The sequence below is a fragment of the Streptomyces sp. BBFR51 genome (assembly GCF_044591655.1).
Classification (GTDB): Bacteria; Actinomycetota; Actinomycetes; order Streptomycetales; family Streptomycetaceae; genus Streptomyces.
In genome coordinates, this window is record NZ_CP172448.1 from 5,703,506 (window position 1) to 5,729,195 (window position 25,690).

The 25,690-nt window shown below is 72.9% G+C and carries 16 protein-coding genes and 1 pseudogene; 13 read left to right on the forward strand and 4 right to left on the reverse strand.

Annotated elements, in window-relative coordinates:
• The first annotated feature begins 637 nt into the window (after positions 1–637).
• From ACGH7X_RS26245 to ACGH7X_RS26260, 4 genes are all read left to right on the forward strand, one after another.
• The gene (locus ACGH7X_RS26245; RefSeq protein ID WP_399888726.1) at positions 638–1,867 is read left to right on the forward strand and encodes an NADP-dependent malic enzyme; all 1,230 of its coding nucleotides are present in this window, start codon (positions 638–640) and stop codon (positions 1,865–1,867) included.
• 149 nt (positions 1,868–2,016) lie between these two features.
• Positions 2,017–2,982, forward strand: coding sequence for a zinc-binding dehydrogenase (locus ACGH7X_RS26250; protein ID WP_399888729.1), 966 nt, complete (start codon positions 2,017–2,019; stop codon positions 2,980–2,982).
• 116 nt (positions 2,983–3,098) lie between these two features.
• Positions 3,099–3,308 carry a helix-turn-helix domain-containing protein gene (locus ACGH7X_RS26255; RefSeq protein ID WP_399888732.1) on the forward strand — a complete coding sequence of 70 codons (210 nt, stop codon included), beginning with the start codon at positions 3,099–3,101 and terminating at the stop codon, positions 3,306–3,308.
• Positions 3,308–3,871: a Clp protease N-terminal domain-containing protein gene (locus ACGH7X_RS26260; protein ID WP_399888736.1), complete on the forward strand. Its 564-nt coding sequence runs from the start codon at positions 3,308–3,310 to the stop codon at positions 3,869–3,871. The genes ACGH7X_RS26255 and ACGH7X_RS26260 overlap by 1 nt, the downstream gene beginning before the upstream one ends.
• Before the next feature lie 73 nt (positions 3,872–3,944).
• Here the strand turns inward: ACGH7X_RS26260 and ACGH7X_RS26265 are convergent, their stop codons facing one another.
• On the reverse strand, positions 3,945–5,012 hold the full coding sequence (locus ACGH7X_RS26265) for a helix-turn-helix transcriptional regulator (protein WP_399888739.1): 1,068 nt from the start codon (positions 5,010–5,012) through the stop codon (positions 3,945–3,947).
• Between the two features lies 1 nt (position 5,013).
• Positions 5,014–5,964, reverse strand: coding sequence for a DUF4097 family beta strand repeat-containing protein (locus ACGH7X_RS26270; RefSeq protein WP_399897366.1), 951 nt, complete (start codon positions 5,962–5,964; stop codon positions 5,014–5,016).
• A gap of 137 nt (positions 5,965–6,101) precedes the next feature.
• On the opposite strand from ACGH7X_RS26270, the gene ACGH7X_RS26275 reads away from it, so the two are divergent.
• Positions 6,102–6,929 (forward strand): hypothetical protein, encoded by an 828-nt coding sequence (locus tag ACGH7X_RS26275; protein ID WP_399888742.1) that lies wholly within the window; start codon positions 6,102–6,104, stop codon positions 6,927–6,929.
• 101 nt (positions 6,930–7,030) lie between these two features.
• On the opposite strand, the gene ACGH7X_RS26280 is transcribed toward ACGH7X_RS26275, so the two are convergent.
• Positions 7,031–7,213 carry a DUF6104 family protein gene (locus ACGH7X_RS26280; RefSeq protein WP_217167622.1) on the reverse strand — a complete coding sequence of 61 codons (183 nt, stop codon included), beginning with the start codon at positions 7,211–7,213 and terminating at the stop codon, positions 7,031–7,033.
• Positions 7,214–7,449: 236 nt separating this feature from the next.
• Here ACGH7X_RS26280 and ACGH7X_RS26285 point away from each other — a divergent pair, with 236 nt between their 5' ends.
• The 8 genes and pseudogenes from ACGH7X_RS26285 (at position 7,450) to fxsT (ending at position 21,661) form a co-directional block, all read left to right on the forward strand.
• Positions 7,450–7,920, forward strand: a complete 471-nt coding sequence (locus ACGH7X_RS26285) for a CU044_2847 family protein (RefSeq protein ID WP_399888745.1) — start codon at positions 7,450–7,452, stop codon at positions 7,918–7,920.
• The gene (locus ACGH7X_RS26290) at positions 7,917–10,148 is read left to right on the forward strand and encodes a trypsin-like peptidase domain-containing protein (protein WP_399888748.1); all 2,232 of its coding nucleotides are present in this window, start codon (positions 7,917–7,919) and stop codon (positions 10,146–10,148) included. The genes ACGH7X_RS26285 and ACGH7X_RS26290 overlap by 4 nt, the downstream gene beginning before the upstream one ends.
• Before the next feature lie 142 nt (positions 10,149–10,290).
• The gene (locus ACGH7X_RS26295) at positions 10,291–11,313 is read left to right on the forward strand and encodes an AAA family ATPase (RefSeq protein ID WP_399888751.1); all 1,023 of its coding nucleotides are present in this window, start codon (positions 10,291–10,293) and stop codon (positions 11,311–11,313) included.
• A gap of 7 nt (positions 11,314–11,320) precedes the next feature.
• Positions 11,321–14,710 carry an SAV_2336 N-terminal domain-related protein gene (locus tag ACGH7X_RS26300; RefSeq protein WP_399888754.1) on the forward strand — a complete coding sequence of 1,130 codons (3,390 nt, stop codon included), beginning with the start codon at positions 11,321–11,323 and terminating at the stop codon, positions 14,708–14,710.
• A gap of 47 nt (positions 14,711–14,757) precedes the next feature.
• A complete protein-coding gene (gene fxsA, locus ACGH7X_RS26305) occupies positions 14,758–14,952 on the forward strand; it encodes an FxSxx-COOH cyclophane-containing RiPP peptide (RefSeq protein WP_399888758.1) in 195 nt (64 codons plus the stop codon).
• Positions 14,953–15,196: 244 nt separating this feature from the next.
• Positions 15,197–16,294, forward strand: a pseudogene (locus ACGH7X_RS26310) (FxsB family cyclophane-forming radical SAM/SPASM peptide maturase); the annotation flags it as partial.
• Between the two features lie 608 nt (positions 16,295–16,902).
• Entirely contained in the window at positions 16,903–18,507 is a 1,605-nt protein-coding gene (locus ACGH7X_RS26315; protein WP_399897369.1) for an aKG-HExxH-type peptide beta-hydroxylase, read from the forward strand.
• Between the two features lie 130 nt (positions 18,508–18,637).
• Complete coding sequence (gene fxsT, locus ACGH7X_RS26320) at positions 18,638–21,661, forward strand: FxSxx-COOH system tetratricopeptide repeat protein (RefSeq protein WP_399888761.1); 3,024 nt, start codon at positions 18,638–18,640, stop codon at positions 21,659–21,661.
• A gap of 74 nt (positions 21,662–21,735) precedes the next feature.
• Here the strand turns inward: fxsT and ACGH7X_RS26325 are convergent, their stop codons facing one another.
• Entirely contained in the window at positions 21,736–25,557 is a 3,822-nt protein-coding gene (locus ACGH7X_RS26325) for a multifunctional oxoglutarate decarboxylase/oxoglutarate dehydrogenase thiamine pyrophosphate-binding subunit/dihydrolipoyllysine-residue succinyltransferase subunit (RefSeq protein ID WP_399888763.1), read from the reverse strand.
• Positions 25,558–25,690: the final 133 nt, after the last annotated feature.

The following is a 25,690-nucleotide window of genomic DNA, read 5'->3' on the forward strand; positions in this document are numbered from 1 at the left end:
TGGGTTCCTCCGGCGGATGAGGGAGTTGCCGATGGGGGCGGTGGAGTTCCGATGGGACGGGACGCCGGCCGGGGGACCGGCCGCCGTGGGTCGACGAGAGCACACACCTTCGAGTGCCGCGACCTCGTGTGATTACGGCATCTTGCCATTCGGACTCGGCCATTCAGGGGGGCCGTCATGTCAAAATCGGATAACGGGTCACCCCCCGAACCGCACCAGGTCGGTACATCACGACCGAACCTTTACGGGAATCTGCCCTTCCAGCCGGAAGATCTGCGGAATTTCTCGTTATCCCGGTATGGATCGCGGGCGAGCGGGGCTGTTGAAGGTGTGGCCCGCGGGTCTGTCAAGGGGCGCCCGGAGGTTGTCCGGAACCCTGGCTATGAGCCATGTCACCGACATGCGGCGTTCGGGGTCCGACATGTGAGCTTGCGCTTATCGGACTCGTCGCGGGAGGCGTCCGTCGGGTAAGAAGGTTCTTTACACCCCTCATCAGGGGCTCAGGGCGCGTGTGCGGCGCGCCCGTCGCGCAGGGGCCCATGTGGCCCGTACAGCCATCTTCCTGCGCGGTGCCCGCCCATTCCTCACCAGGAGTGGACAAACCCTCAAACCATGAACTCTTAAGGGGTAAGACAAAGTGGCAGCGGAGATCGTCAATCCTCGCAGCGACAGCGACGCCAGTGCGGAGCGGGAGGCGGGCGCCGAGCCGCTCGACTCCTTCGACCCCGCGTTCGCGCTGCACCGCGGCGGCAAGATGGCCGTGCAGGCCACCGTGCCGGTCCGCGACAAGGACGACCTGTCCCTGGCGTACACGCCCGGCGTCGCGAAAGTGTGCAGCGCGATCGCCGAGCAGCCCGACCTCGTCCACGACTACACCTGGAAGTCGTCGGTCGTCGCGGTCGTGACGGACGGTACGGCGGTGCTGGGACTCGGTGACATCGGGCCCGAGGCCTCCCTTCCGGTGATGGAGGGGAAGGCGATCCTCTTCAAGCAGTTCGGCGGCGTGGACGCGGTCCCGATCGCCCTGGACTGCACGGACGCCGACGAGATCGTCGAGACCGTGGTGCGGCTCGCGCCCTCCTTCGGCGGCGTCAACCTGGAGGACATCTCGGCGCCGCGGTGCTTCGAGATCGAGCGCAAGCTCCAGGAGCGCCTGGACATCCCGGTCTTCCACGACGACCAGCACGGCACGGCGGTCGTGACGCTGGCCGCGCTGCGCAACGCGGCGCGGCTCAGCGGGCGCCCGCTCGGCGAACTGCGGGCGGTCATCTCCGGGGCCGGCGCGGCCGGGGTCGCGATCGCCAGGATGCTGGTGGAGGCCGGTATCGGGGACGTCGCGGTCGCCGACCGCAAGGGCGTCGTCTCGGCCGACCGGGACGACCTGACCCCGGTCAAGCGGGAGCTGGCCGGCTTCACCAACAAGGGCGGACTGTCCGGCTCGCTGGAGGCGGCCCTGTCGGGCGCCGACGTCTTCATCGGCGTCTCCGGCGGTACGGTGCCGGAGCCGGCGGTGGCCTCGATGGCCGAGGGCGCGTTCGTCTTCGCGATGGCCAACCCGAACCCCGAGGTGCACCCGGAGGTCGCCCACAAGTACGCGGCGGTCGTCGCGACGGGGCGCTCGGACTTCCCGAACCAGATCAACAACGTCCTGGCGTTCCCCGGCATCTTCGCGGGCGCGCTCCAGGTGCGGGCCTCGCGGATCACCGAGGGCATGAAGCTCGCGGCGGCCGAGGCGCTGGCCTCCGTGGTGGGCGACGACCTCGCCGCGGACTACGTCATCCCCTCGCCCTTCGACGAGCGCGTGGCGCCGGCCGTGACGGCGGCGGTGGCGGCCGCGGCCCGGGCGGAGGGCGTCGCGCGCCGGTGACGGTGTGACGCGTGTGTGTGGCGAACGGCCCCGTCCGTGGTGGACGGGGCCGTTCGCCGTCCGCGGCACCTGAGGCGGGGTGACAAGAGGGCGCGTGTCACACGGCCGCCCGGTTTCGGACGGCGGGCGTGGAACCTATCGTCAAGGTCATGTTCGCTGTCTACGCCGCCCGAATCGACCGCGACCAGCCGCTGACCGGCCTGGAGTTGGGAGAGCTTCCGGCTCCCGAGGCCCGCCCCGGCTGGAGTGTCGTCGATGTCAGGGCCGCCTCCCTCAACCACCACGACCTGTGGTCCCTGCGCGGCGTCGGCCTGCCCGAGGACCGGCTGCCGATGATCCTCGGCTGCGACGCCGCCGGGATCGACGCGGACGGCAACGAGGTCGTCCTGCACTCCGTGATCGGCCAGACCGGCCACGGGGTCGGCCCCAAGGAGCCCCGCTCCATCCTCACCGAGCGCTACCCGGGGACGTTCGCCGCGCAGGTCGCCGTGCCGGCCTGGAACATCCTGCCCAAGCCGAAGGAGCTCTCCTTCGAGGAGGCCGCCTGTCTGCCGACCGCCTGGCTGACGGCGTACCGGATGCTGTTCACCAACGCCGGGGTGCGTCCCGGTGACTCCGTACTGGTCCAGGGCGCCGGCGGCGGGGTCGCCACGGCCGCGATCGTGCTCGGCAGGGCGGCGGGGCTGCGGGTGTTCGCGACCAGCCGGGACGAGGCGAAGCGGAAGCGGGCCCTGGAGCTGGGCGCCGTCGAGGCCGTCGAGCCGGGCGCGCGGCTGCCGCAGCGGGTGGACGCCGTCATCGAGACCGTGGGCGCCGCCACCTGGTCGCACTCGATCAAGTCGCTGCGGCCGGGCGGCACGCTGGTCATCTCCGGTGCCACCAGCGGCGACCGGCCCTCCCACGCCGAGCTGACCCGGATCTTCTTCCTGGAGCTCAAGGTCGTCGGCTCCACCATGGGCACCAAGGACGAGCTGGAGGACCTGCTGTCCTTCTGCGCCGCCACGGGGGTGCGTCCGGTCATCGACGAGGTGCTTCCGATGGACCGGGCCCGTGAGGGCTTCGAGCGGATGGCCTCCGGCGGACAGTTCGGCAAGATCGTGCTCAGCAACTCCTGACACCTTCCTCCAGGCGGCGGGTCCGGTTCTCCGGGCCCGCCGTTCGCGTGTGCCGCTCTCCTCCGATCGTGTCAACCAGGGTTGACGTGGAGGGATTGTCAACTTAAGTTGACAGTATGAGCGAAGCAACGGATCTCGCCACGCGGGCGGGTGACCGCGACCCCCGGATCGGGCTGCGCGCCGTCGCCGCACTGCGGAGGCTGGTGGAGCAGCTGGAGGCGGTGCAGGTGCGCAGCGCGCGCCAACACGGGTGGTCGTGGCAGGAGATCGCCACGGAACTCGGGGTCAGCAGGCAGGCCGTGCACAAGAAGTACGGGAGGCATTGATGTTCGAGCGATTCACGAAGGACGCCCGGGCGGTGGTGCAGGGCGCGGTCGAACACGCCGAAGAGGCGCGGGCGCAGACCGTCGAGGCCGAGCAGCTGCTGCTCGCCCTGCTGGACCGGGAAGGCAGCCGCGCCTCCTTCGCGCTGGCGGCACTGGGTGTCGGCGAGCAGCGGGACGCGGTACGCCGCGCGCTGCGGGAGGCGCGGCGCCGAGCCGGTCTGTCGCAGGCCGACACCGAGGCCCTCGCCGGTCTGGGGATCGACGTCGGGGAGATCGTCGCCCGCGTGGAGGAGGCCCATGGCGTCGGGGCGATGTCCGGCGACGGGAAGGGCAAGAGCCGGTGGTCCGGGCGCCGCGCCTTCGGCCGGGGCGCCAAGGAGGTCCTGGAGAAGGCGCTGCGGGTCGCCGTCGCCCGGCGCGACCGGCACATCGGGGACGAGCACATCCTCCTCGCCCTGACCCTCCGCCCGGGTGTGCCCGCCGAGGTGCTCGCCGACCACGGGGTGACCCACGAGTCGCTGACCAGGGTGCTGGGCGACGGGACAGGCGAGGCCTGCGCCTGACCGGGGGCGCGGGGTCCCGGTGGCGGGCGCGGCGCCCCCGGTGGAGGACCGGGTGCGCCGCGCCCCGTCGGGCTCAGGCCTTCGGTGCCCGCAGGGTCGCCCCGATGTGCGCCGCGGCGGCCGACAGGTGGCGGCGGGCGTCGCGGAGCTGGTCGGCCGTGACGCCGTGGTCCCGGGCGGCGTCACGGATGTCGTCCCGGAAACGGTCGAGCAGCCGGTCCAGGTCGCGGGCCGGGTCACCGGTGGAGTCCGCGGCGTCCTCATGGGCCCAGGTCGGGGCGTATGCGGCGGGGAAGTCCTCGGGGGTGGCGGAGTACTCGGGCCGGTGGGCGGTGCCTGCGGTGTCGGTGCGGCCGAAGCCCCAGTCCTTGCCGAACTCCTTCCCGAAGTCCTTTCCGAAGTCGCCGACCTCCTTGGCCAGTTCGCTCAGGCCCTCGCGCAGCCCCGTCGGCCAGTCGCCCCGCGAGAAGTGGTCCTGCACCTGTTCCTGCACGCGCTGGGCGATGCGCTGGACCTCTTCCTGCGCCTGGGCCCGGGCCCGCTCCTGGGCCTCCTTGGCCTGGCGCCGGGCGCGCTGGGCCTCGTCGCGGGCGCGGCGGCTCTCGTCCTTGGCGCGGCGGGCCTGCTCCTTCCACTCCTGCTTGACCCGCCGCATCTCCTCCTTGGCGGCCCGCCAGGACTCCTTCTCGTCGGTGTCCCCGGCACCGCCGGCGGAGTCGCTCCCGTCGTCGTGCGCCCCGGAGGCGGTGCCCCGGCGGGCCGCGGTGGCCGCGGCCCGCATCTCCCGCCGCAGATCCCCGGCCGCGCCCCGCACGTCGGCCCGGATCTCGGCGGCCAGCTCGGCGACCGACTCCCGGATCTCCAGCTCCAGGTCGGCCAGCTCGCCGCTGCGGTCGGCCAGCTCGGCGCGGCCGGCGTCCGTGATGGCGTACACCTTGCGGCCGCCCTCGGTGGTGTGGGTGACCAGGCCCTCCGCCTCCAGCTTGGCCAGGCGCGGGTACACCGTGCCCGCCGACGGGGCGTAGAGGCCCTGGAAGCGCTCTTCGAGGAGGCGGATCACCTCGTAGCCGTGGCGCGGGGCCTCGTCCAGGAGCTTGAGGAGGTAGAGGCGCAGGCGGCCGTGGGCGAAGACGGGGGGCATGTCAGAGCACCTTCTTGTCGGTCGTGCCGTCCGTCGGGGCGGCGGTGTCGCCGTGGTCCCGGACGGCAGCGGAATTGTCCCCCGAGTCGTCCGGCGCTTCGTCCGCCGGACCGGTGTCCTGCGGCTCCCGCTCCCACGGCGCGTCCCCCGTCGTCGGACGGCGGAGCAGCGCGATGGAGCCGGAGACCGTGGTGGCCTTCAGCCGCCCGTTGCCCGCCCCGAGCCGGCCGGTGATGCGCTTGGCGCCCCACTGCCCGCCCACACGGAGGTCCTCGAAGGCGCTGGAGACCGTGCCGCTGGCCGTGTTCGCCTCGACCCGGGCGTCGGCCGGCTGGGGCAGCCGGATGGCGATCTCGCCCGAGACGCTGTTCAGGCTGATGTCGGTGGGCCCGCCGGACGGGTCCAGGTCGACGATCATCGAGCCGCTCACCGAGTCGGCCCGCACGGAGGAGCCCGCCTCCACCACCGTCAGGTCGCCCGAGACGGAGTTGAAGCGCAGGTCTCCGCTGAGGGCCTGCGCCTCCACATTCCCCGAGACGGTGTCCGCGCGGACGGGGCCCGCGAGGCTCACCAGCGTGGTGTCCCCGGAGACGCCCTTCACCTCGGCGGGCCCGTCGAGCCCGGAGACGACGGCCGCGGCGCTGACCGCGCCCACCTCCACGCGGGTGCCGGTGGGCACGGCCAGGGAGACCACCACGCTGCGGCGCCAGCCCTTGCGGTCCAGCCACTTGAGGAAGCCCTTCCAGGGCAGGTCCTCATAGGCCACCGTGAGCACGCCGTCCCGGTGGGTCACGATCAGGGGTGGCCCCTCGATCTCGGAGACCTCCAGGCGGGCGGAACCTTCGTCGGTGCCCACCACGTTCACTGTGCCGCTGACGATGCGTACGTGGAGTCGGCTCACGGACTCGTCGAAGGTGAGCTTCCTGGGCTCCGCGACGGACCACTCGGACATGGTGACGACCTCCTCGACCGAACGCGCCATATCGCGTCCTTCGCAATTCACGATATATCGCGGACACGGAAAGTCAAGACACCCGTTCTGGTGATCAACGATCGGCCGGGTGGGCCGAACTGTCCTAACTTGTGGATATGTCGACGGAAGAGTCCGTGCCCGTGCCCGCTCCCGGTGCCCTGCTGCTCTGCCGCGCCGAGCCGGACTCCGTAGCCGCCGTCGCCCCGCTGCTGGGCGAACGGATGCCGCTGGTCCCGGCCGGGGAGGGATGGAGCGCGCTCGTGCCGGAGGGCCGGCCCTGGCGCGACGGCGGCGAACCGGTCGACCGTGTGGTCACCGGCTGGGCCGCGGCACTCGCCGTCGGCGCCCCGTGGCCCGTCCTCGCCCTGTGGTGGGACGCCGACCGGGCCGGACACGTCCTCGCCTCCGGTTTCCGCCGCCCGGTGGGCTACGTGTGGCTCGCGAACGGCACGCCGGTCGGCGAGGACGAGGCGATGCGTACCTTCGCCGCCCGGCTCGGGCTGGACCCGGTCCTGGACGTCCAGTCGCTGGACCGGCTGACGAGGCCGGACCCCGAGGCCGACGCCCGCGCCAGGCTGCGCGGACTGCTCGCGGTGCTCGCGCGCGCGGGGGTCGCCCTCCCCGTCGGGCTGGACCCCGGCGAAGGCGCCGACCGCCTCGGTGCTCTCGCCCGCGCACTCCCCGGCGCCCGCCGGACCGAGGCCGCCGGACGCCGCCCGACGGCCGACGAGAGCCGGCTGGCCGCCTGGATGCCGTGGGTGGGCGGACCGGGGGCCCGCGCCCTGGGGTCGGCCCAGATCGCGGCGGGCCTGTCCCTCATCGCCTGGGGGCTGCGGCGCCACAGCGGAGGATGGGCCACGGCGGGGGCGCTGCTGATCGCGCACGGCACGCTCGGCGCGCTCGGCGCGCTGGGCACGGCTCACGGCCTGGCCGAGCGCGCCTGACGGGTTCCGGTCCGAAGACCACCCACACACCCGAGCGGTCCCCGAGGCGCCCCGACGGGTCCCCAAGGCACCCCGACGGGTCCGGGAGGACCCGCGTGTGCCTACTCGTCCTCGTCCTCGTCGTCCAGCCGCGCCAGCCACGTCGCCAGTCGCTCCACCGGCACCTCGAAGTCGGGGTTCAGGTCGACGAAGGCCCGCAGCTGCTCGGCGAGCCACTCGAAGGTGACCTCCTCCTCTCCGCGCCGCTTCTCCAGCTCCTCGATGCCGCGGTCGGTGAAGTACATGGATCGTGCTCCGTCGTGTCTTTGCAGGGTTGGGAATCTCCGGTGAGGGAAGAACCCTGTGCCTGCAGGGTGGAGAGATGGGGTCTTTCCGTCAGGTGTGAAGGAAGACAGCACAAGGATAGGCGCGCACAAGGGTGCGCCTCCTGGGGTCGTCGGGGCCCTCGCGTCGAAGGAAGCCCGCGGTGGGCGTCGCACCGGGGACCGGCGTCGAGGGGGCGCGGGAACGGGGGAATCGCATGGCACAGGAAGGGACGCGCGTCACGCGCATCGTGTTGCCGGACGGGACACCGGTCTGGGCCCGGATCTCCGGCGCGGCGGAGCTGCCGGCCCCGCCGGGGCAACTGTCGTACAGCGACACCGGCTTCGCCGAGCGGGTCGAGGCGAGCGTGGAGAGCCTGAACTCGCTGGTGACCGGCGTCGCGAGGTCACTGTCGGAACCGTTGCGCGCGGTGCGGCCGGACGAGGTGAGCGTCCAGTTCGGCATCGAGCTGACGGCGAAGGCCGGCAAGGTCGTGGGTCTCCTCGCCGACGGCGAGGCCAAGGCCGGCATCACGGTCACCCTCACGTGGAACGGCGGACCACCGGATCCGGCCGCGCCCGACACCCCCGCCCCGGGTGGTGAGCCCCCCGACACCCCCGCGGACGCGTCCGCCCGCGCTCCGGGGCACGGCGGGACGGGTGACGCCCCCTCCGGGGGCGGGGCATGACGGACGGACGCGCCCCCGGCGCATCGGGCGCCCACGACGCGGCACGCCGTGCGCTGCGTGGCCTCGTCATGGCGGCGACCGTGCGCATTCATCGGCCGGACGCCGGGTATGCCCTGGACGAGCCCGCAACGTTCCTCGGCAGCGGCTACTTCGTCGCGCCGAGCTGGGTTCTGACCTGCGCACACGTGGCTTGCGGCGGGGAGGGGGACGAGGTGGTGGTGGTGTACGAGCCCGCACCGGGCCGCGGCATGTCCGCGGTCTCGGGTCGCGTGGCGGCGGCGCTTCCCGAGGGCGTCGGATCCGTGCCCGGCAACTGGCCCGCCCCCGACCTCGCGCTGGTGCAGTTGAACGAGCCGGCCGACCACGAGTGCGTGTACCTCTCCGAACGCCCGGCGGCCTACTACGGCGAGGGCAAGGTCCTGTACGCGGGCTGGACGGTGATCGACGGGCGGCTGAGGATGCTGGACGGCGCCCTCACCGTGCAGGGCACCATCGGCGGCTGGACCACGGACGTCCAGATGCGGCTGGGGGACAACGACCTGCCGGACGGCGTCTCCGGCGGCCCCGTGATCGATCCGGAGCGCGGCGAGGTCATCGGCGTACTGAAGTCGCGCTCCGAGCACGCGCGCGGGGGCACCTCCACCGGACTCGAGCAACTGCGGACGCTGTCCGTGCCCTCCGCAGAGCTGAAGACCGAACACGACGACCTGTACCAGGCGGTCGTCCATGCCCACGACCGCTACCACCGGGACCGGCAGCGCCATCCGGACGCGCGCAGCCACACCTGGGCCGACGTGCAGAGTCAGCTCGGCGCCCGGCCCGGTCAGACCCTGAGTCCGGACGAGCGCGTCCAGTTGCTCGGCCGTCTCGCGGACCTGCCGCCCCCCGCCAGCACCCGTTCCCTGCTGGACCTGCTCGACTCGCTGCCGGAATTCGAGGCTCCGTCTCCGCTGCCCGCCCCGCGCGGCTGGCGTGACGGACTCGGTGCCCTGTACGAGTACGCGCGCGACGACGGGGCCCTCTACCTGGTGCTCGACTACGCGGTGCACGCCATGACCGCCGACCGCCCGTTCCTCGCGCCCAGCACGCCGGCCGCCGAGGAAGCCCTGTGGGCCCGGGTCTGGCAGGCCGCCCAGCGGCTCGGCCCCGGCCGCCGGAGTGCCCTCGTCGAGCGACGGATCAACAGGATGGCGGCGCGCCGACCCGCCCCGGTGATGGGCGCCGGGCGGAGCGGAGCGTCCGCCGGTGATCCGGCACGGGCGGCGAGCGGGCGGTCGTCCGCGCAGTCGTCCGTGCTGGTCGAGATCGTGCGGCGGGGCTGGGAGCCGGACCGCTGCGACTGGTCGGTCTTCGTCGTGCGGTCCGGCGGCGAGACGAAGCGCCTCAAGGAGGTCGAGCGGGTTCCGCTCGGTGACCTCGCCGCCCATCTGTCGGCTCCGCTCAGGGAGGCGTTCCGCCAGTGCGACACCCCGGGCCGGCCGGCGGTCCTGCAGGTGGCGACGGAGCACTCGCTGCTGGCACTCGAAGTGGACGACTGGCGGCTCGGCCCCGAGGAGGAGCGGCTCGGCACTCAGCGCCCGGTCGTCCTGCGCTGCTCGGACCGCGACCAGTTGACCGAGCACGCCGAGCACGCCGAGCACGCAGGGAACGCCGAGCACGCCGAGCACGCAGCGGACACCGAGAGCGCGGAGAACGCCGGGAACGCCGAGAACCGCGGGAGCGGCGAGCGGTTCGCGGCGGATCCGGACGGTGACTACCGGCTGGACATCGACGAGGAGCGCAGGGCCCGCTGGCGCTGGCTGCACGCGCACCCGGTGACGGCCGCGGTCCTCGACTGCGACGACGGGCTGCGTAAACCGGTGCCGTCCGTGGAGGAGTTGCGGGGCCTGGCGCACGGCACCGTCCCGGTGCTGTGCCGCGCCGACGGCCACAGCTACGACGGCGACGCGGACGGCCTCGCCCGGCTCGTGCGCGGCGGTTTCGGCGTGGCCCTGTGGCGCCGTCGGCAAGGACTGCCGGAGGCGCTCTGCGGCGAGTTCCACCGCGGCACCCTGGACGAGATCGCGGGCCCCGCCAGCGCGCACCGGCTGCCGGAGGCCGTGCGCGACCTGCGCTCGAGGCTGCGTTCAGGACGGCCCGAGACCTTCTGGGCCAACGGCATAGTGCTGTTGTACGACGACCCGCACCAGCCTCTGCCCGGTACGGGTGACCTGCTGGAGGCACCTTGACTCCGGGCCGCCCGCGTCTCCCCGTTCACGTTCCAAATCCCATTGCTGATGGGCCTCTTATCAGTCCCGTTCAGGATCGATACCGTGATGGACGCCCCACGACGACAGCGCCCCCCGGACGAGTGACGACGAGGATTGGATCATGACCGAATCCAGCGAGTGGCTCATCTACCGGGGCGCCGGCGAACCCCACGACGGCATCGACCGGCTTCCCGACCCGCCCCCCTGGCGGGACTTCACCAGCCGGGAGGCCGCGGGTGCCGGTGACGGGTCCCAGGACCGCAGGCTCGGCGCCCACCGGCACCTGGCCGAACTGCACCGGCCGGGCGCCGAGGAACTCGAGATGATCAACGCCGCGCTGTATCTGCGCCGGCCGCTCCTCGTCACCGGCAGTCCCGGCGCGGGCAAGAGCACCCTGGCCCACTCGGTGGCGTACGAACTCGGCCTGGGCAACGTACTGCGCTGGTCCATCGTCAGCCGCTCCGAACTCCAGGACGGCCTCTACCACTACGACGCCATCGCCCGCCTCCAGGACGTGCAGATCGCCGCACAGGGAGGGCCCGGACCCGGTGCCGGGGCGCCGGGCGCGGTCGACGGCATCGGCGGCTACATCCGCCTCGGCCCCCTCGGCACCGCCCTGCTGCCCTCCGACACGCCGCGCGTACTGCTCATCGACGAGCTGGACAAGAGCGACATCGACCTGCCCAACGACCTGCTGAACGTGCTGGAGGAGGGCGAGTTCGCCATCCCCGAGCTGGAACGCATCGCGGACCGGCTGCCGGACCGCACGGCCGAGGTGCTCACCGCGGACGGGGAGAAGGTGCCGGTGCGCGACGGCCGTGTACGCTGCCGCGCCTTCCCGTTCGTGGTGCTCACCAGCAACGGCGAACGGGACTTCCCCGCCCCGTTGATGCGCCGCTGCATCCACCTCGAGCTCGGCCGCCCCGATCACAACAGGCTCGCCACCTTCGTACGGGCCCACCTGGGCGACGAGGCGGCACGCGCGGGCGACGATCTCGTCACCCGGTTCCTGGAGCGGTCCCGCAGCGAGCTGCTGGCGACGGACCAGTTGCTCAACGCGATCTACCTCACCGACGCCGCCGCCACGCCGAGCCGCGACCGCCTGGCCGACCTGCTCATCCAGCGGCTCGACCGCCCGAGGTGACGCGCTGATGCCCGACGCGACGGCGCGGCACGGTCCGGGCACCCCCGGCGACGGCGGATCCGAGGCGGGGCACTCCACCTCGTCCGCTGAGCGCACCGCCGTGCCCGCCGACGACCCGCTCGCCCAACTCGTCCTGCGGATGCGGGAGATCGGCCTGGATCCGGACGCCGAGCAGCTGTGCGACGCGCTCTGGCTGGCCCGGTGGACCCGGCCCGCCGACGCCACGGACGGTCCGCCCGCCCCGAGCAGTCGCGTCGCGCCCCCGGCGGCGGGCCCGTCCCCCACCCGGCCCCTGGCGCTGCCACCGGACGAGACCCGGCCCCCGGCACCCGAGCCGCCGGGCGGTCCGGCCGCCCGGCGCGTGGCCCTCTACCCGCTGCCCCCCGACGACGGGCCCGGGGTGCGTGGATCCGGCCGGGCCCGCGCGCTGCCGGTGGGCGTGCCCGCCGCCGCCGTGCTGCCCGCGCCGCTCGAACTGCAGCGCGCCTTACGCCCGTTGCAGGGCTACCGGAGCCCCGCCACACCGCTGCGGACCGAGCTGGACGAGGTCGCGACCGCGGAGACGAGTGCCCGGGCCGGGGGACTGATCCTCCCCGTCCGCCGGTACGTGTCCCGCGGCGACGCCCGTCTGCAACTGGTGATGGACACCTCCTCCTCGATGCTCGTGTGGGGCCGGCTGTTCGCCGAACTGGCGCAGATATTCAGCCGGCTGGGAGCCTTCTCGGACGTCCAGGTCAGTCATCTGCACCAGGGACTGGACGGGGGCCCGGCCGTCAGCCGCAGCCCCGACGCGCACGGTGCGCCGCTGCATTCCGCCGACCGGCTCAGCGATCCGACCGGCCGCCGGATCGTCGTCCTGATCAGCGACTGCGCCGGTCCGCTGTGGCACAGCGGCCATGCCCACCGGCTGCTCCACCACCTGTCCCGGCAGGGCCCCGTCGCCGTACTCCAGCCGCTGCCGCAGCGCATGTGGAACCGCACCCGGCTGCCCGTCACCTTCGGCGGCCTCTCGCGGGGTGACACCCTGGGCGGCGGCTCCCTGCTGCGGGTGCGCACGGCGTCCGGCGCGCCCGCCGAGCCCCGTCGGGGCGCGCTGGCCGTCCCCGTACTGCCGCCGGAGCCGGTGGCCCTCGGCTCCTGGGCGCGGCTGCTGTCCGGCGCCGGTCCGGTCCCGGGTGCCGTGGGCTGGGTGCGCGCCGATCAGCCGGCCGCCCCGACGGCCCGCCCCGACCGCGGCCGCACACCGTTGGAGCGGGTCAGCCGGTTCAGCGCCGGAGCCTCTCCGGCCGCCGCGCGCCTGGCGGTCTACCTCGCGGCGACCCCGCTCTGCCTCCCGGTGATGCAGCTGGTGCAGCGGACCATGCTGCCCGGTTCCGGGCCGTCCGAACTCGCCGAGGTACTGGTCGGCGGCCTGGTCACCCGGGCCCGCGCGGACCACGGCGGGGACGGCTCGCAGTGGTACGACATCGACCCCGAGGTGCGCGAGGCCCTGCTGTCCCGGCTCGGGCGGGACGAGGCCATGCTGGTCCTCAAGCACTGCTCGGAGTACATCGAGCAGCACTTCGGCAAGGGCGGCCCCAACTTCCCGGCCCTCGCCCTGGCCCAGCTCGGCGACGGCGGTCCCGGCCGCCCCCACCCGCAGGCCTCCGGCGCCGGAGCCGGCTACCTGGGCGAGAACGGCGGCGACGGCGAGGCCGACCCGGTCCCGCAGCCCTTCGCGGAGATCGCGGCGCGGATCCTGGAGCGGTTCATGCCACTGCCCGAGCAGTTCGCGACGTACGACAGCCGGAGCGGGCCGCGGCTCTCCGCGGAGCGGCCCACGCACCAGGCGGTGGTCCGGGCCCGCGCCCTGCTCTCCCGGTTCGACGGCGAGGGCATGATCCAGGACGTCATCGACGCCGTGCAGTTGCTGCGCGGCGCCGCCGAGCACGAACGGCCGGCCGGCGCGGACCCCGAACTGTGGGGCGAGTACGCGCGCTGCACACTGCGGCTGTGGGAGGCGCAGGGCGGTGCCGCGCTGCTGAACGAGGCCACGCGGGCCGCCGAGCGGGCCGCCGCGCACCCGCACGCCCTGCGGGAACGCGCCGTCCTCGCGCGCGTGCTCCACGCCGCCGCCACCGACGCGCGACGGCGCGGCGACCGGTCCGGCGCGCTGGAGCTGCTGCGCCGCGCCGACCGGGAGTACGCGGTCGCCTGCGCGGCACCCGGCCTGGACGAGGAGGAGGCGCTGCGGCTCACCCTGGAACGGGTCGCTTCCCTGGAGACCCAGTGGCGCCTGGGCGGCGACAGCGCCCTCCTGCAGAGCGCCGTCGGCATGCTGGAGGCGTTCGCCGACGCCTGGCCCGACCGGCGCGACCGCCCCTCGGAGCTTCTGCTGGCCCACGGCCGCACCCTGCTGCGGCTGTCGGAGGTGACGGCGGACCCGGCCCAGGTCAGGCTGTACGCGGAGCAGTCGGCGCGGTCGTTGCGCCGGGTGCTGGAGTCCGGCCCGGCGCAGGACACCGCCGAGTCCGTCCGTGACCGGGTCCGGGTGCTGATCGACCTGGTCGACGCGCTGCTGTCGTCGGGCGGCCCGCTCGACGAGGCCCAGGCCCGCACCGACGAGGCCCTCGGCCGCGTACGGGAGCAGGGGCAGCGGGCGGCGTTGCTGGTCCGAGCCGGACGCATCGCCGTCGCGCACTACGCCGAGTCGGGGGAGCCGGCCGAACTGCACCGGGCCGCCGACCGTTTCGCGCAGGCGGCGCACTGGATGCCCCGGGACGCGCCCGCGCACGCCGACGTGCTCGCCGAGTGGGGGAACGTCCTGCTGCGGCTCGCCGCGCTGGAGCCCGCCACCAGGCCGCAGGAACAGTTGTCCCGGGCGATCCGGGTGCTGCGGGACTGCCGGATGGAGACTCCGGCGGGCAGCCGGCGGGTCGCCCACCGGCTGCTGCTGCTCGGCCGGGCGCTCATGCTCCGGTACCAGGCGCGTGGCGACCGGGTCGACCTCAGGGAGGCCGAGCATCTCTTCGGGCTCGCGGCGGCCGACGCGGAGGACCCGTTGCTGGCGGCACGCTGCCGACTGGAGCTCGGGCAGGCCCAGTTCGAGGCGTTCCAGAGTCTGGGCCGCGCGGCCCGGCTGGACGTGGCGGTCGACGCCTTCCGGGCGGCCGCCGAGTCGGCCCGCCGGGCGGAGGAGGAGGCCGAAACAGAGCGCCGGCAGCAGGAGGCCGTGGAACTCGCCGCGCAGGCTCACCACTGGCGGGGTATGTCCTTCGAGGCGGCGGCCCGGCCCCGCGCGGCCCGGGACGCCTACCGGGCGGCAGGGGCGGAGTGGGACCGGTTGCCGGACGACCGTCTGGGCACGGGTGAACCGACCGCACGGCAGACGGCGCGCCGGCTCGCCGACCTGGAGTGAGTCCGGACGGCCACATGCCTGAAGAGGCCAGAGGAGAGGAACGGGGAATGGACATACGGGACGGGGCAGGGGCGGAGCCGGTGCTTCCGGGTGACGAGGAGCCACTGCCGGACCTGCTGGAACTGGACCTCGCACAGCTGGGCACCATCGAGCATCCGGTGCTGCGCGAGGTGCTGGGGGAGCTGAGGGCGCGAGCCGCGGAGCCGAGCGAGATGCTGTGGGGCTTCGACAACTCCTTCTGAGCCGAGGGTGACCCGGTGAAGATGTGTGAATAGGACAACTTTCACGGCGGCGAGTTTTGGGCACGTGCCGCGCCGGGAATGCGGCTCCGTGCGGCACGAGGCCGTGGCGCCGACTCGCGGCAACGGCGGCCGGACCGTACGGCATGGGGGTGCTGGAGTGTCGGAACACGCCACTACCGAACCGGCTCCCGTCCTCCCCGAGCCGCAGGCCGGTCCGGAAGGACCTTTCCCCTTCCGCCAGTTCATCGTCAAGGTGCACGGCCGCTGCAATCTGGCCTGCACCTACTGCTACCTCTACGAAGGCCCCGACAGCGGTTGGCGTGGCCGTCCCGCCGCCGCCTCCGCCGCCGTCCTGGACCGCACCGCCACCCGCATCGCCGAGCACGCCGCCCGGCACGGGCTGCGTGACCTCGCCCTCGTTCTGCACGGCGGCGAACCGCTGCTCGCGGGCGCCGGTGCGCTCGCCGCGGTCGCCGCACGGGTGCGGGAGCGCGTGCCGGACGGATGTCAGGTCCACGCCACTGTGCAGACCAACGCCACGCTGCTCACCGAGGAACGCCTCGCCGTACTGGCCGACGCCGACGTCCGCGTCGGCATCAGCCTCGACGGCGGCACCGCCGCCCACAACCGACGGCGGGTGGACCACGCGGGCCGCCCGTCCTGGCCCGCCGCGGCACGCGGGGCGCGCCTGGTCGCCGAGCGCTTCCCGGAGTCGTACGCGGGCGTCCTCACCGTCGTCGATCCGACGCTGGACCCGGTGGAGACGTACGAGTCGCTCCTCGACCTGCGTCCGCCCGCGCTCGACCTGCTGCTGCCCCACGGCAACTGGTCCGCGCCGCCACCGGGCCGGACCGGCGTCCGTTACGGCGACTGGCTGTGCGCCGTCTTCGACCGCTGGTGGGCCGCCGGGCGGCGCGAGGTCCGGGTGCGGCTCTTCGAGGAGTGCCTGGCGCTCCTGGTGGGCCTGCCCGCGGCCACCGAGGCGCTGGGGCTCACGCCGTTCGACGCGGTCGTCGTGGAGACCGACGGGTCGATCGAGCAGGTCGACTCCCTCAAATCGGCGTACCCCGGCGCCGCGTGGACCGGCCTCGACGTGTTCCGCAACACGTTCGACGAGGCACTGCGGCACCCCGGCGTGGTCGCCAGGCAGGCGGGCAGGGCATCGCTCGCGGGACAGTGCCGGGCGTGCCCGCTGCTGCGGGTCTGCGGAGGCGGGCACTACGCGCACCGCTACCGCGCCGGGCACGGCTTCCGGAACCCCTCCGTGTACTGCGCCGACCTCCAGCGCTTCATCCGACACGTGGCCGCACGCCTTGCCGACGCGGCGACGGGTCCGTCGGCGACGGGTTCGGCTTCGGTGGGGCCGTCGGCGGCGGCCGTTGCCGCTTCGGTGGGGCCGTCCGCGGCGGGTGCGACCTCTGCCGGTCCGGGTGTGACGGGTTCGTCTGGGGCGGGATCGTCCGCGGCTGGGCTGGCTTTGTCGGGTTCGTCTTTGACGGGTCCGGTTGCGGCCTCCCCGGCTTCGTCGGGCTTAGTTTCGGTGGGGCCGTCCGCGGCGGGTCCGGCCTCTGCCGGTCCGGGTGCGACGGGTTCGTCTGGGACGGGATCGTCCGCGGCTGGGCTGGCTTCGTCGGGTTCGTCTTTGACGGGTCCGGCTGCGGCCTCCCCGGCTTCGTCGGGTCCGGCCTCGACGATTTCGTCCGCGACGGCTTCGGCTTCGACCGGTCCACCTGCGACGGGTGCGTCCGGGACGGGTCCGGCCGCGACGGGTGCGTCCGGGACGGGTCCGGCTGCGACGGGTGCGTCCGGGGCGGGTCCGGCTGCGACGGGCCCGCGGCCGGCCGGCACGGCTTCGGGCGGCTCGGCTGTGGCCGGTCCGGGGTCGACGGGCCTGGACTCGAGTCGACCTGCCCGCACCCGACCGGCCCCGACCGAAGGGGGTGCTTCGTGATGTTTCCGGTGGTGCCCGACCGGGCCCTCCTCGAGCTGGCCCGGAGCGAGGGGGGTCCCGACACCCTGACGCTCCTCGTGCGGGACCAGGACACGCGGCGGCTGCTCCTCCTGCGTGCCGTGCTCGACGCGGCCGAGGCGGCCGAGCGGTCCGTCTGCACCGCCGCGCAGAAGGTGAGGCTGCGCGAGGACTGGGCGCTACTGACCGAGGCTGACCGGATCCCGGCACCCGACGCGCGGAACCCGGAGCAACGGCGCGGCTCCGCCGGAACGCGAACCGACCGCGACGCCACGCCCCGCGCGCCCGGCGAGCGCCCAGCCCCGCCCGGCGAGCGGAGTGCTCACGGCGTCCCGGCCCACGCGACGTCCAGCCCGCCCCCCGCCGTTGCCGCCGGCCCTGTCACGGCGCCGCCCGCGAACCCGGCCAGGGCCCGACTCTTCCATCCGCTCACCGGCCCCTGGGCACGGTCGTGTCTTCGCGGCCTCGATGCCGGCCCCGGACCGGCGGGCGACGAGCGGACCCGGCGGCTGCGGCGCGACCTCGCCCACTTCAGCGCGATCGCCGCGGTCGTCGCCGCCGGATCGGGCATCCCCTTCACCACCCGGCTCACGGCCCGCGACGGAGTGCTCGCCCTCCCGTCCCTCGGCGCCCTGCACACGGCAGAGTCCGGGGACGTACCCGTCGACGTCACCTGCGCCGAAGGCCGGCTGGTCCTGCGCCAGGCGGGCGCCCCCGACGTGAGCGTCCACCTGGAGAGCGGCGTAGGCGCATGGTCCGGCGCCCTCGCCTGGACGCCCGCACACGCCCTCCCCGGCCTCACGCCGACCGCACCGCCCATGCCGCTCGACGACCTCGATCCGTACCGCGAACTGCCCAGCGGCCCCCGCTACGGGAACCTGAACACACCGCTCGCACTCGACGACGCGGAACGCAAACGATGGCTCCAGGCCTGGTCGGGCGCGGCCGCCGCCCTCCGCTCTGGCGGCGCGCAGCGCCTCGCCGAAGCGGGTGCCCTGCTGCGCTGCCTGGTCCCGCTGGAGACGCCGCCCGACGTCGGCACCGGCCGCGGCAGTTGCAGCGCCACCCGCCGCGAGGCGTTCGGCGCCCTCCTCAGCAGCACACCGTCCGACCCCGTGACCCTCGCCGCCACCCTCGTCCACGAGCTGCAGCACGCCAAACTCGCCGCCCTGAGCGACCTGGTGACGCTGCACCGAGCCGGCCCCGAAGCGCGCTACTTCGCACCCTGGCGCGCCGACCCCAGGCCCTACGACGGCCTGCTCCAGGGCACGTACTCCCATCTCGCGATGGCCGCGTTCCACCAGCGCCGGGCACTCGTCAGCAGCCTCCCGGACCGGGACTGGGCGTGGGCCCAGCACGCGCGCTACCGTGCCCAGGTCGGGGCCGCCCTGCCCGCCCTCGTCGGCTCGCCCGACCTCACGGTGCGAGGGCGCCGGTTCGTCGACGAAATGGCCGCCTCCTACGAACGGATGGCCGAACACCCCGCACCCAGGGGCCACATCGCACGCGCGCAGGCGTACGTCGTGTCCGCGCGCGCACTGTGGGCCCAGCGTCGCGCTTCCGCGCTCCCGCCCCCGAACGAGTGAGGGTGCCCGCAGACTGCGGCCGGGTACGGAAAGATCGTCCGCACAGGGTGTGTTGCCGTCGGTCGACGGACTTACGCGCGACGCTCCGGGGACCTAGGATTTTGTGGTACTACGCGCTGGAGGCCACTGCATGTCTGGAGCTCGCAAGCCGGTCGGGACGGCCGAGAGGGGGACCGCCAGGCAGACGGTCACGATCCACTTCGCAGGCTTCAACCGGGCCTGGGCGGCCTGGATCGGGGACCGGCTGGAGCGGCGCGGAGTACGGGTGGTGCCGCTGCGCTGGGACTCCCCGGCCGAGGTCCCGCTGGCGGACCTGCTGCGCGACCTGACGCTCGCCGAGGGCCGGGTCCTCATCATCGTCAGCGAGTGGTACTTCCAGCTCGGGCCGCGCACCCACGAGGAGTGGAACACGGCTCTGCGCGAGGTCGTCGCCCCCGACCCGTCCCGGTTCGCGGCCGTGTCGGTGACCACGGCGGCGGTCCCGGCGGCCGCGGCGGTACTGGCACCGGTCGCCCTGACCAACATGGGCGCCGAGGAGGCGGAGCGCCGCCTGCTGGACCGGCTCGACCTGTCGCCCGAGCCGCCGGCCGAGACCACGGCGGAGTCGCGGCGCGGGCCGCGGTTCCCGGCGGCGATGCCGGACGTGTGGGGCGTGGTGCCGCGGCGCAACACCCGTTTCACCGGCCGCGAGCCGCTGTTCAACGAGGCCTACCACCTCCTCCAGAGCGCCGAGCCCGGCGCCGGTGTGCTCACACTGCACGGCATGTCCGGGGTGGGGAAGACCCAGTTCGCCGCCGAGTACGCGCACCGGTTCGGTTCGGAGTACGACGTGGTCTGGTGGGTGAACGCGGAGAAACGCGTCACCTACCGGCGGCAGCTGGCCGAGCTGGCCCCGAAACTGGGTCTGCGGACCGGCCAGGAGTACGGCGAGCGGCTGCGCGCCGTCCGCGACGCGCTGCGTCGCGGGGAGCCGTACTCGAGGTGGCTGCTGATCCTGGACGGGGCCGACGAGCCGGACCAGATCTGGGACCTGCTCCCGACCGGCCCCGGACACGTCATCGTCACCTCGCGGAATCCGGAGTGGAGCGAGCACAACAGCAAGCTGCTCGAAGTCCGGATCTATCCCCGCGACGAGTCGGTCGCGTTCATCCGCCGCCGCGCACCCCGGCTGACGGAAGCGGAGGCCGATCAGCTGGCCGACGTGCTGGGGGACCTGCCCCTGCTGCTCGACCAGACGGCCGGCTGGCTGAACGACTCCGACCTGTCCGTCGACGACTACATCGCCCTGCTGGAGGGCGGCATCGACAGTGACGTGGTGAAGGTGTCGGCGGACTTCCCGCTGGCCTTCCAGACCGCATGGTCGATACTGCTGAACAAACTCCGCGAGACCGTCCCGGAGTCCGTCGACCTCCTGCGCCTGTGCACCTTCTTCGCGCCGGGTTTCATCCCCGTACGCCTGCTGAAGGAGATGCCCGTCGACGAGTTGCCCGAGCAACTCGCCGGACTGCTCAACGACCCGCTGCTGTGGAACAAGGCGATCAACCAGTTGCGCACCTACTCGGTGGTCCGGCTGGAGTCCCACGAGGCGTCCCTGGACGAACCGGTCTCCGCCGGGGAGTCGCTCTACCTGCACCGCATGGTCCACCAGATCGTGCACAAGGACATGCCGGACGCCGACCGCAGCGACTTCATCGACGTCGTCCGGCGGGCCCTCGCCGCGGCCGACCCGCGCCGGCCCACCGACACCCAACTGTGGCCCGGCTACGCCGAGATCGTGCCGCACCTGAAGTACGCGGACGTCCTCAAGAGCAAGGACACGCAGGTCCAGCGCCTGGTCCTGAACTGCCTGCGCTACATGTACTTCTCCGGCGAGTACCGAGCCGGCATCAAACTCGGCGAGCGCGCCCTCACCGCCTGGCGCAGGCTCCTCGGTCCGACCCATCCGCGGATCTGGGAGCTGACCTACCACTACACCAACCTGCTGCGCGCCATGGGCGACTACACCCGCACCGAGGCCCTCAGCCGCGACGCGGTCGAGCACCTCAAGGAGGAACGCGGACCGCAGGACCTGGACCACCTGCGTGCGGCCGCGGGCCTCGGCGGCGACCTGCGCGGCCTCGCCCGCTACGACGAGGCGCTGGTGCTGTCCCAATGGGTCCTGGTGGCCTACCGCGAACTCCTCGGCGACCAGGACTCCCGGACCCTCAACGCGCAGAACAATCTGGGCGTCTCCCTGCGGCTGCTCGGCCGTTACGAGGAAACGCTGGACACCGACCGGCGCACCATGGAGGCGCGCAGGCAACTGTTGCGCGCCCGCCACCCGTGGGCGCTCAGCTCCGAGATCACGTACGCCATTGATCTGCGCCTGCTCGGCCGCTACGCCGACGCCGAGTCTCTCCAGGCGAAGAACGTCCGTGAGAACCGCATCGTGATGGGTCCGGACAATCCACAGACCCTCAAGGCCGAGTACAACCTGGCGCTGTGCCGTTACCGTCTCGGCGAGCGGGCCCCTCGCGGCGAGGAGCCGGGACCGATGCTCACCAGCGTTCTGGAGCGGGGTGAGCGCGTGCTGGGCGAGACCCATCCGCTCACGCTGATCTTCGCGACGGGCCAGAGCTGCTACGCCCGCGAACACGGCGACGTCGACCAGGCACGCGAGCTCAGCGAGGCCGTTGTCGCCCGCTACGAGATGATGCTCCCCGGTGGGCACCCGTTCGTCGCGGGATCCCGCGCCAACCAGGCTCTGATCCTGCGCAACGTCGGCGAGCGCGAGCACGGCCATGTCCTCGTCGAGCAGGCTCTGGCCGAGATGACGCAGGCGGTCGGCGACAGCCACCCCTGGACACTCGGCTGCGCTCTGAACGCCTCCGCGCTGCGGAATCTGGTGGGAGACATCGAGGGTGCCGCCGACCTCAGCCGGGACACGGTGACGCGGGCCATCGAGTCGCTCGGGCGTACGCACCCGCTCACGCTGTCGACCCGCGTCGCGTACGCGGCGGACCTGCGCGGCCTGCGGGACCGTCGGCAGGCGGAGAAGGTGGAGCAGGAGGCCCTGTCCGACCTCGACGCGACACTGGGCAGCAAGCACACCCACACCGTTTCGGCCCGCTCCCGCAACCGTCCGTACTGGGACTTCGAACCCCAGACGACCTGACGGCGAAGGGCCCGGCTCCGGAGAGTCTCCGGAACCGGGCCCTTCACAGGGTGACGGTGGTCGGCGTCAGTGGCTCACGCCTCGAAGACCTCACGCACCAGCTGCTCCTGCTCGGCCTGGTGTCGCTTGGCCGAGCCGACGGCCGGGGAGGAGCCGTGCGGGCGCGAGATGCGGCGCAGGCGCTCGCCGTGCGGGACGTCGGCACCGACCGCCAGGTCCAGGTGGTCGATCAGGTTGAGCGCGATGAACGGCCAGAAACCCTGGTTCGCCGGCTCCTCCTGGGTCCACAGGTACTTCTCGGCGTTCGGGTACTTGGCGATCTCCGCCTGGAGCTCGGCACCCGGCAGCGGGTACAGGCGCTCGATGCGGAGGATGGCCGTGTCCGTCACGCCGCGCTTCTTCCGCTCGGCGTCGAGGTCGTAGTAGACCTTGCCGGAGCAGAAGACGACCTTCTTGACGGCGGCCGGGTCGACCGAGTCGTCGCCGATGACCGGGCGGAACTGGCCCGTCGTGAACTCCTCCGCCTTCGAGGCCGCGGCCTTCAGGCGCAGCATCGACTTCGGGGTGAAGACCACCAGCGGCTTGTGGTGCGGGTTGTGCACCTGCCACCGCAGGAGGTGGAAGTAGTTCGACGGCAGGGTCGGCATCGCGACCGTCATGTTGTTCTGCGCGCAGAGCTGGAGGAAACGCTCCGGGCGGGCCGAGGAGTGGTCCGGGCCCTGGCCCTCGTAGCCGTGCGGCAGCAGGAGGGTCACGCCGGAGGTCTGGTTCCACTTCTGCTCGGCCGACGAGATGAACTCGTCCACGACCGTCTGCGCGCCGTTGACGAAGTCGCCGAACTGCGCCTCCCACATCACCAGCGCGTCCGGGCGGGCCAGCGAGTAGCCGTACTCGAAGCCCATCACCGCGTACTCGGAGAGCAGGGAGTTGTAGACGTTGTACCGGGCCTGGTCCTCGGACAGGTACAGCAGCGGCGTGAACTCGTCGCCCGTCTCACGGTCGATGACGACCGCGTGACGCTGGCCGAAGGTGCCGCGCTGCGAGTCCTGGCCGGACAGCCGGACCGGCACGCCGTCCAGGAGGAGGGAGCCGACGGCGAGGGTCTCGCCCATGCCCCAGTCGATCGTGCCGTCCTCGACCATCGCCGCGCGGCGCTGCAGCTGCGGCAGCAGCCGCGGGTGCACGGTGATGTGGTCGGGGATGTTGACCTGGGACTCGGCGATCCGCTTGACGGTCTCGGCGGTGATCGCGGTGTTCACGGACACCGGGAACTCGGCCTGCGGGGCCGCGGGCTCCGCGGCGGCCGGCTGGGAGGCGGCCTCGCGGACCTCGGTGAAGACCTTCTCCAGCTGGCCCTGGTAGTCCTGCAGCGCCTGCTCGGCCTCTTCCAGGGTGATGTCGCCGCGACCGATGAGGGACTCGGTGTACAGCTTGCGCACCGAGCGCTTCTTGTCGATCAGGTCGTACATCAGCGGCTGGGTGAAGGCCGGGTTGTCCGTCTCGTTGTGACCGCGGCGGCGGTAGCACAGGAGGTCGATCACCACGTCCTTGTTGAACGCCTGGCGGAACTCGAAGGCGAGCCGCGCCACGCGGACGCAGGCCTCCGGGTCGTCGCCGTTCACGTGGAAGATCGGGGCCTCGATCATCCTCGCCACGTCCGTCGCGTACATGGACGAGCGCGAGGACTCCGGGGCGGCGGTGAAGCCGACCTGGTTGTTGATGACGACGTGGACCGTGCCGCCGGTGCGGTAGCCGCGCAGCTGCGACATGTTCAGGGTCTCGGCCACCACGCCCTGGCCCGCGAAGGCCGCGTCGCCGTGGATCGCCACCGGCAGGACGGTGAAGTCCGTGCCGCCCTTGTTGATGATGTCCTGCTTGGCGCGCGAGACGCCCTCGACGATCGGGTCCACCGCCTCCAGGTGCGAGGGGTTGGCGACCAGCGAGACCTTGATCTGCTCGCCGTCCAGGCCGGTGAAGGTGCCCTCGGCGCCCAGGTGGTACTTCACGTCGCCGGAGCCGTGCATCGACTTCGGGTCGAGATTGCCCTCGAACTCGCGGAAGATCTGCGCGTACGACTTGCCGACGACGTTGGCCAGCACGTTCAGCCGGCCGCGGTGGGCCATGCCGACGACGACCTCGTCCAGGCGGGACTCGGCCGCCGAGTCGATGACCGCGTCGAGCAGCGGGATGACGGACTCGCCGCCCTCCAGGGAGAACCGCTTCTGGCCGACGTACTTGGTCTGCAGGAAGGTCTCGAAGGCCTCCGCCGCGTTCAGCCGGCGCAGGATGCGCAGCTGCTCCTCGCGCTCCGGCTTGGTGTGCGAGCGCTCGATGCGGTCCTGGATCCACTTGCGCTGCTTCGGGTCCTGGATGTGCATGAACTCGACGCCGGTGGTGCGGCAGTACGAGTCGCGCAGGACGCCGAGGATGTCGCGGAGCTTCATCAGGGACTTGCCGGCGAAGCCGCCGACCGCGAACTCGCGCTCCAGGTCCCACAGGGTGAGCCCGTGCTCGGTGATGTCCAGGTCGGGGTGCTTGCGCTGCTGGTACTCCAGCGGGTCGGTGTCGGCCATGACGTGGCCGCGGACCCGGTAGGAGTGGATCAGCTCGAAGACGCGGGCGGCCTTGGTGACGTCGTCGTCGTGCGAGGCGTCGATGTCCTTGAGCCAGCGGACCGGCTCGTAGGGGATGCGCAGCGCCTTGAAGATCTCGTCGTAGAAGCCGCTCTCGCCCAGGAGCAGGTTGGCGACCTGGCGCAGGAACTCGCCGGAGGCGGCGCCCTGGATGACCCGGTGGTCGTAGGTCGACGTGAGCGTCATGACCTTCGAGATGCCGAGCTTGTTCAGGGTGTCCTGGCTGGTGCCCTGGAACTCCGCCGGGTAGTCCATGGAGCCGACGCCCAGGATGACCGACTGGCCGGGCATGAGGCGCGGCACGGAGTGGACGGTGCCGAGGCCGCCGGGGTTGGTCAGCGAGACGGTGACGCCGGTGAAGTCGTCCATCGTCAGCTTGTTGTCGCGGGCGCGACGGACGATGTCCTCGTAGGCCTGCCAGAACTCGAAGAAGTTCAGCGTCTCGGCCTTCTTGATCGCCGCGACGACCAGCTGGCGGTCGCCGTTGGGCTTGACCAGGTCGATGGCGAGGCCGAGGTTGATGTGGGCCGGCTTGACGAGGGTCGGCTTGCCGTCCTTCTCGCCGAACGAGTGGTTCATCGACGGCATGGCCTTGATGGCCTGCACCATCGCGTAGCCGATCAGGTGCGTGAAGGAGATCTTCCCGCCCCGGGCCCGCTTGAGGTGGTTGTTGATGACGATGCGGTTGTCGAACAGCAGCTTCACCGGGACCGCGCGCACGGACGTGGCCGTGGGCAGCTCCAGCGAGGCGTTCATGTTCTTCACGACCGCGGCGGCCGGGCCGCGCAGGGTCACCAGCTCGGGGCCCTCGGGCGCGGTGCCGGCGTCCTTGGCGGGCGCGGCGGCCTTGGCCTGCGGCTGGGCGGCGGGCTTGGCCGGAGCCGGCTTCGCGGCCGGGGCGGCCGGAGCCGCCGGGGCGGCAGCGGCGGGCTGCGCGGGAGCGGGCGCCGCGGGCGCCGCCTTCGGCTGGGCCGGGGCGGGAGCCTGCGCCTGCGGGGCGGGGGCGGCCGGTGGCGTGCTGCCCGAGTCCGTGGTCGCGGTACCGGAGGTGGCGGCCTGGGCCGCGGGCGCTCCGGGCTTGTAGTCGGCGAAGAAGTCCCACCAGGCTCGGTCCACGGAGTTCGGGTCCTGGAGGTACTGCTGATAGATCTCGTCGACGAGCCACTCATTGGCACCGAACGCGGCCGCGGGGTTCTTGCCCGCGTTGTTCGCTTGGTCGGTGTCGGTCGAGATGCTCGAGTTACTGGGGGACTGTGGCGACACGGCGAGAACCGCCCTCTTCCGCTTCACAAGATGGTGGACAGCGGGAATCAAGGCTACGCCTACCGGACCCCGAAGGTCAGACCGGGCCCGTCCATCGTCGTGTAAGTCACATCGCGGACCGCGTTTCGGCGCT

Excerpts from the sequence above, each read along its gene's own strand:
- ACGH7X_RS26270 (WP_399897366.1), bottom strand. The coding sequence starts at position 5,964 with ATGTCCGAGTGGTCCGTCGCGGAGCCCAGGAAGCTCACCTTCGACGAG.
- ACGH7X_RS26315 (WP_399897369.1), top strand. The coding sequence starts at position 16,903 with ATGTTTCCGGTGGTGCCCGACCGGGCCCTCCTCGAGCTGGCCCGGAGC.
- fxsA (WP_399888758.1), top strand. The coding sequence starts at position 14,758 with ATGGACATACGGGACGGGGCAGGGGCGGAGCCGGTGCTTCCGGGTGAC.
- ACGH7X_RS26265 (WP_399888739.1), bottom strand. The coding sequence starts at position 5,012 with ATGCCCCCCGTCTTCGCCCACGGCCGCCTGCGCCTCTACCTCCTCAAG.
- ACGH7X_RS26295 (WP_399888751.1), top strand. The coding sequence starts at position 10,291 with ATGACCGAATCCAGCGAGTGGCTCATCTACCGGGGCGCCGGCGAACCC.
- ACGH7X_RS26285 (WP_399888745.1), top strand. The coding sequence starts at position 7,450 with ATGGCACAGGAAGGGACGCGCGTCACGCGCATCGTGTTGCCGGACGGG.
- ACGH7X_RS26255 (WP_399888732.1), top strand. The coding sequence starts at position 3,099 with ATGAGCGAAGCAACGGATCTCGCCACGCGGGCGGGTGACCGCGACCCC.
- ACGH7X_RS26275 (WP_399888742.1), top strand. The coding sequence starts at position 6,102 with ATGTCGACGGAAGAGTCCGTGCCCGTGCCCGCTCCCGGTGCCCTGCTG.
- fxsT (WP_399888761.1), top strand. The coding sequence starts at position 18,638 with ATGTCTGGAGCTCGCAAGCCGGTCGGGACGGCCGAGAGGGGGACCGCC.
- ACGH7X_RS26250 (WP_399888729.1), top strand. The coding sequence starts at position 2,017 with ATGTTCGCTGTCTACGCCGCCCGAATCGACCGCGACCAGCCGCTGACC.
- ACGH7X_RS26260 (WP_399888736.1), top strand. The coding sequence starts at position 3,308 with ATGTTCGAGCGATTCACGAAGGACGCCCGGGCGGTGGTGCAGGGCGCG.
- ACGH7X_RS26300 (WP_399888754.1), top strand. The coding sequence starts at position 11,321 with ATGCCCGACGCGACGGCGCGGCACGGTCCGGGCACCCCCGGCGACGGC.
- ACGH7X_RS26280 (WP_217167622.1), bottom strand. The coding sequence starts at position 7,213 with ATGTACTTCACCGACCGCGGCATCGAGGAGCTGGAGAAGCGGCGCGGA.
- ACGH7X_RS26290 (WP_399888748.1), top strand. The coding sequence starts at position 7,917 with ATGACGGACGGACGCGCCCCCGGCGCATCGGGCGCCCACGACGCGGCA.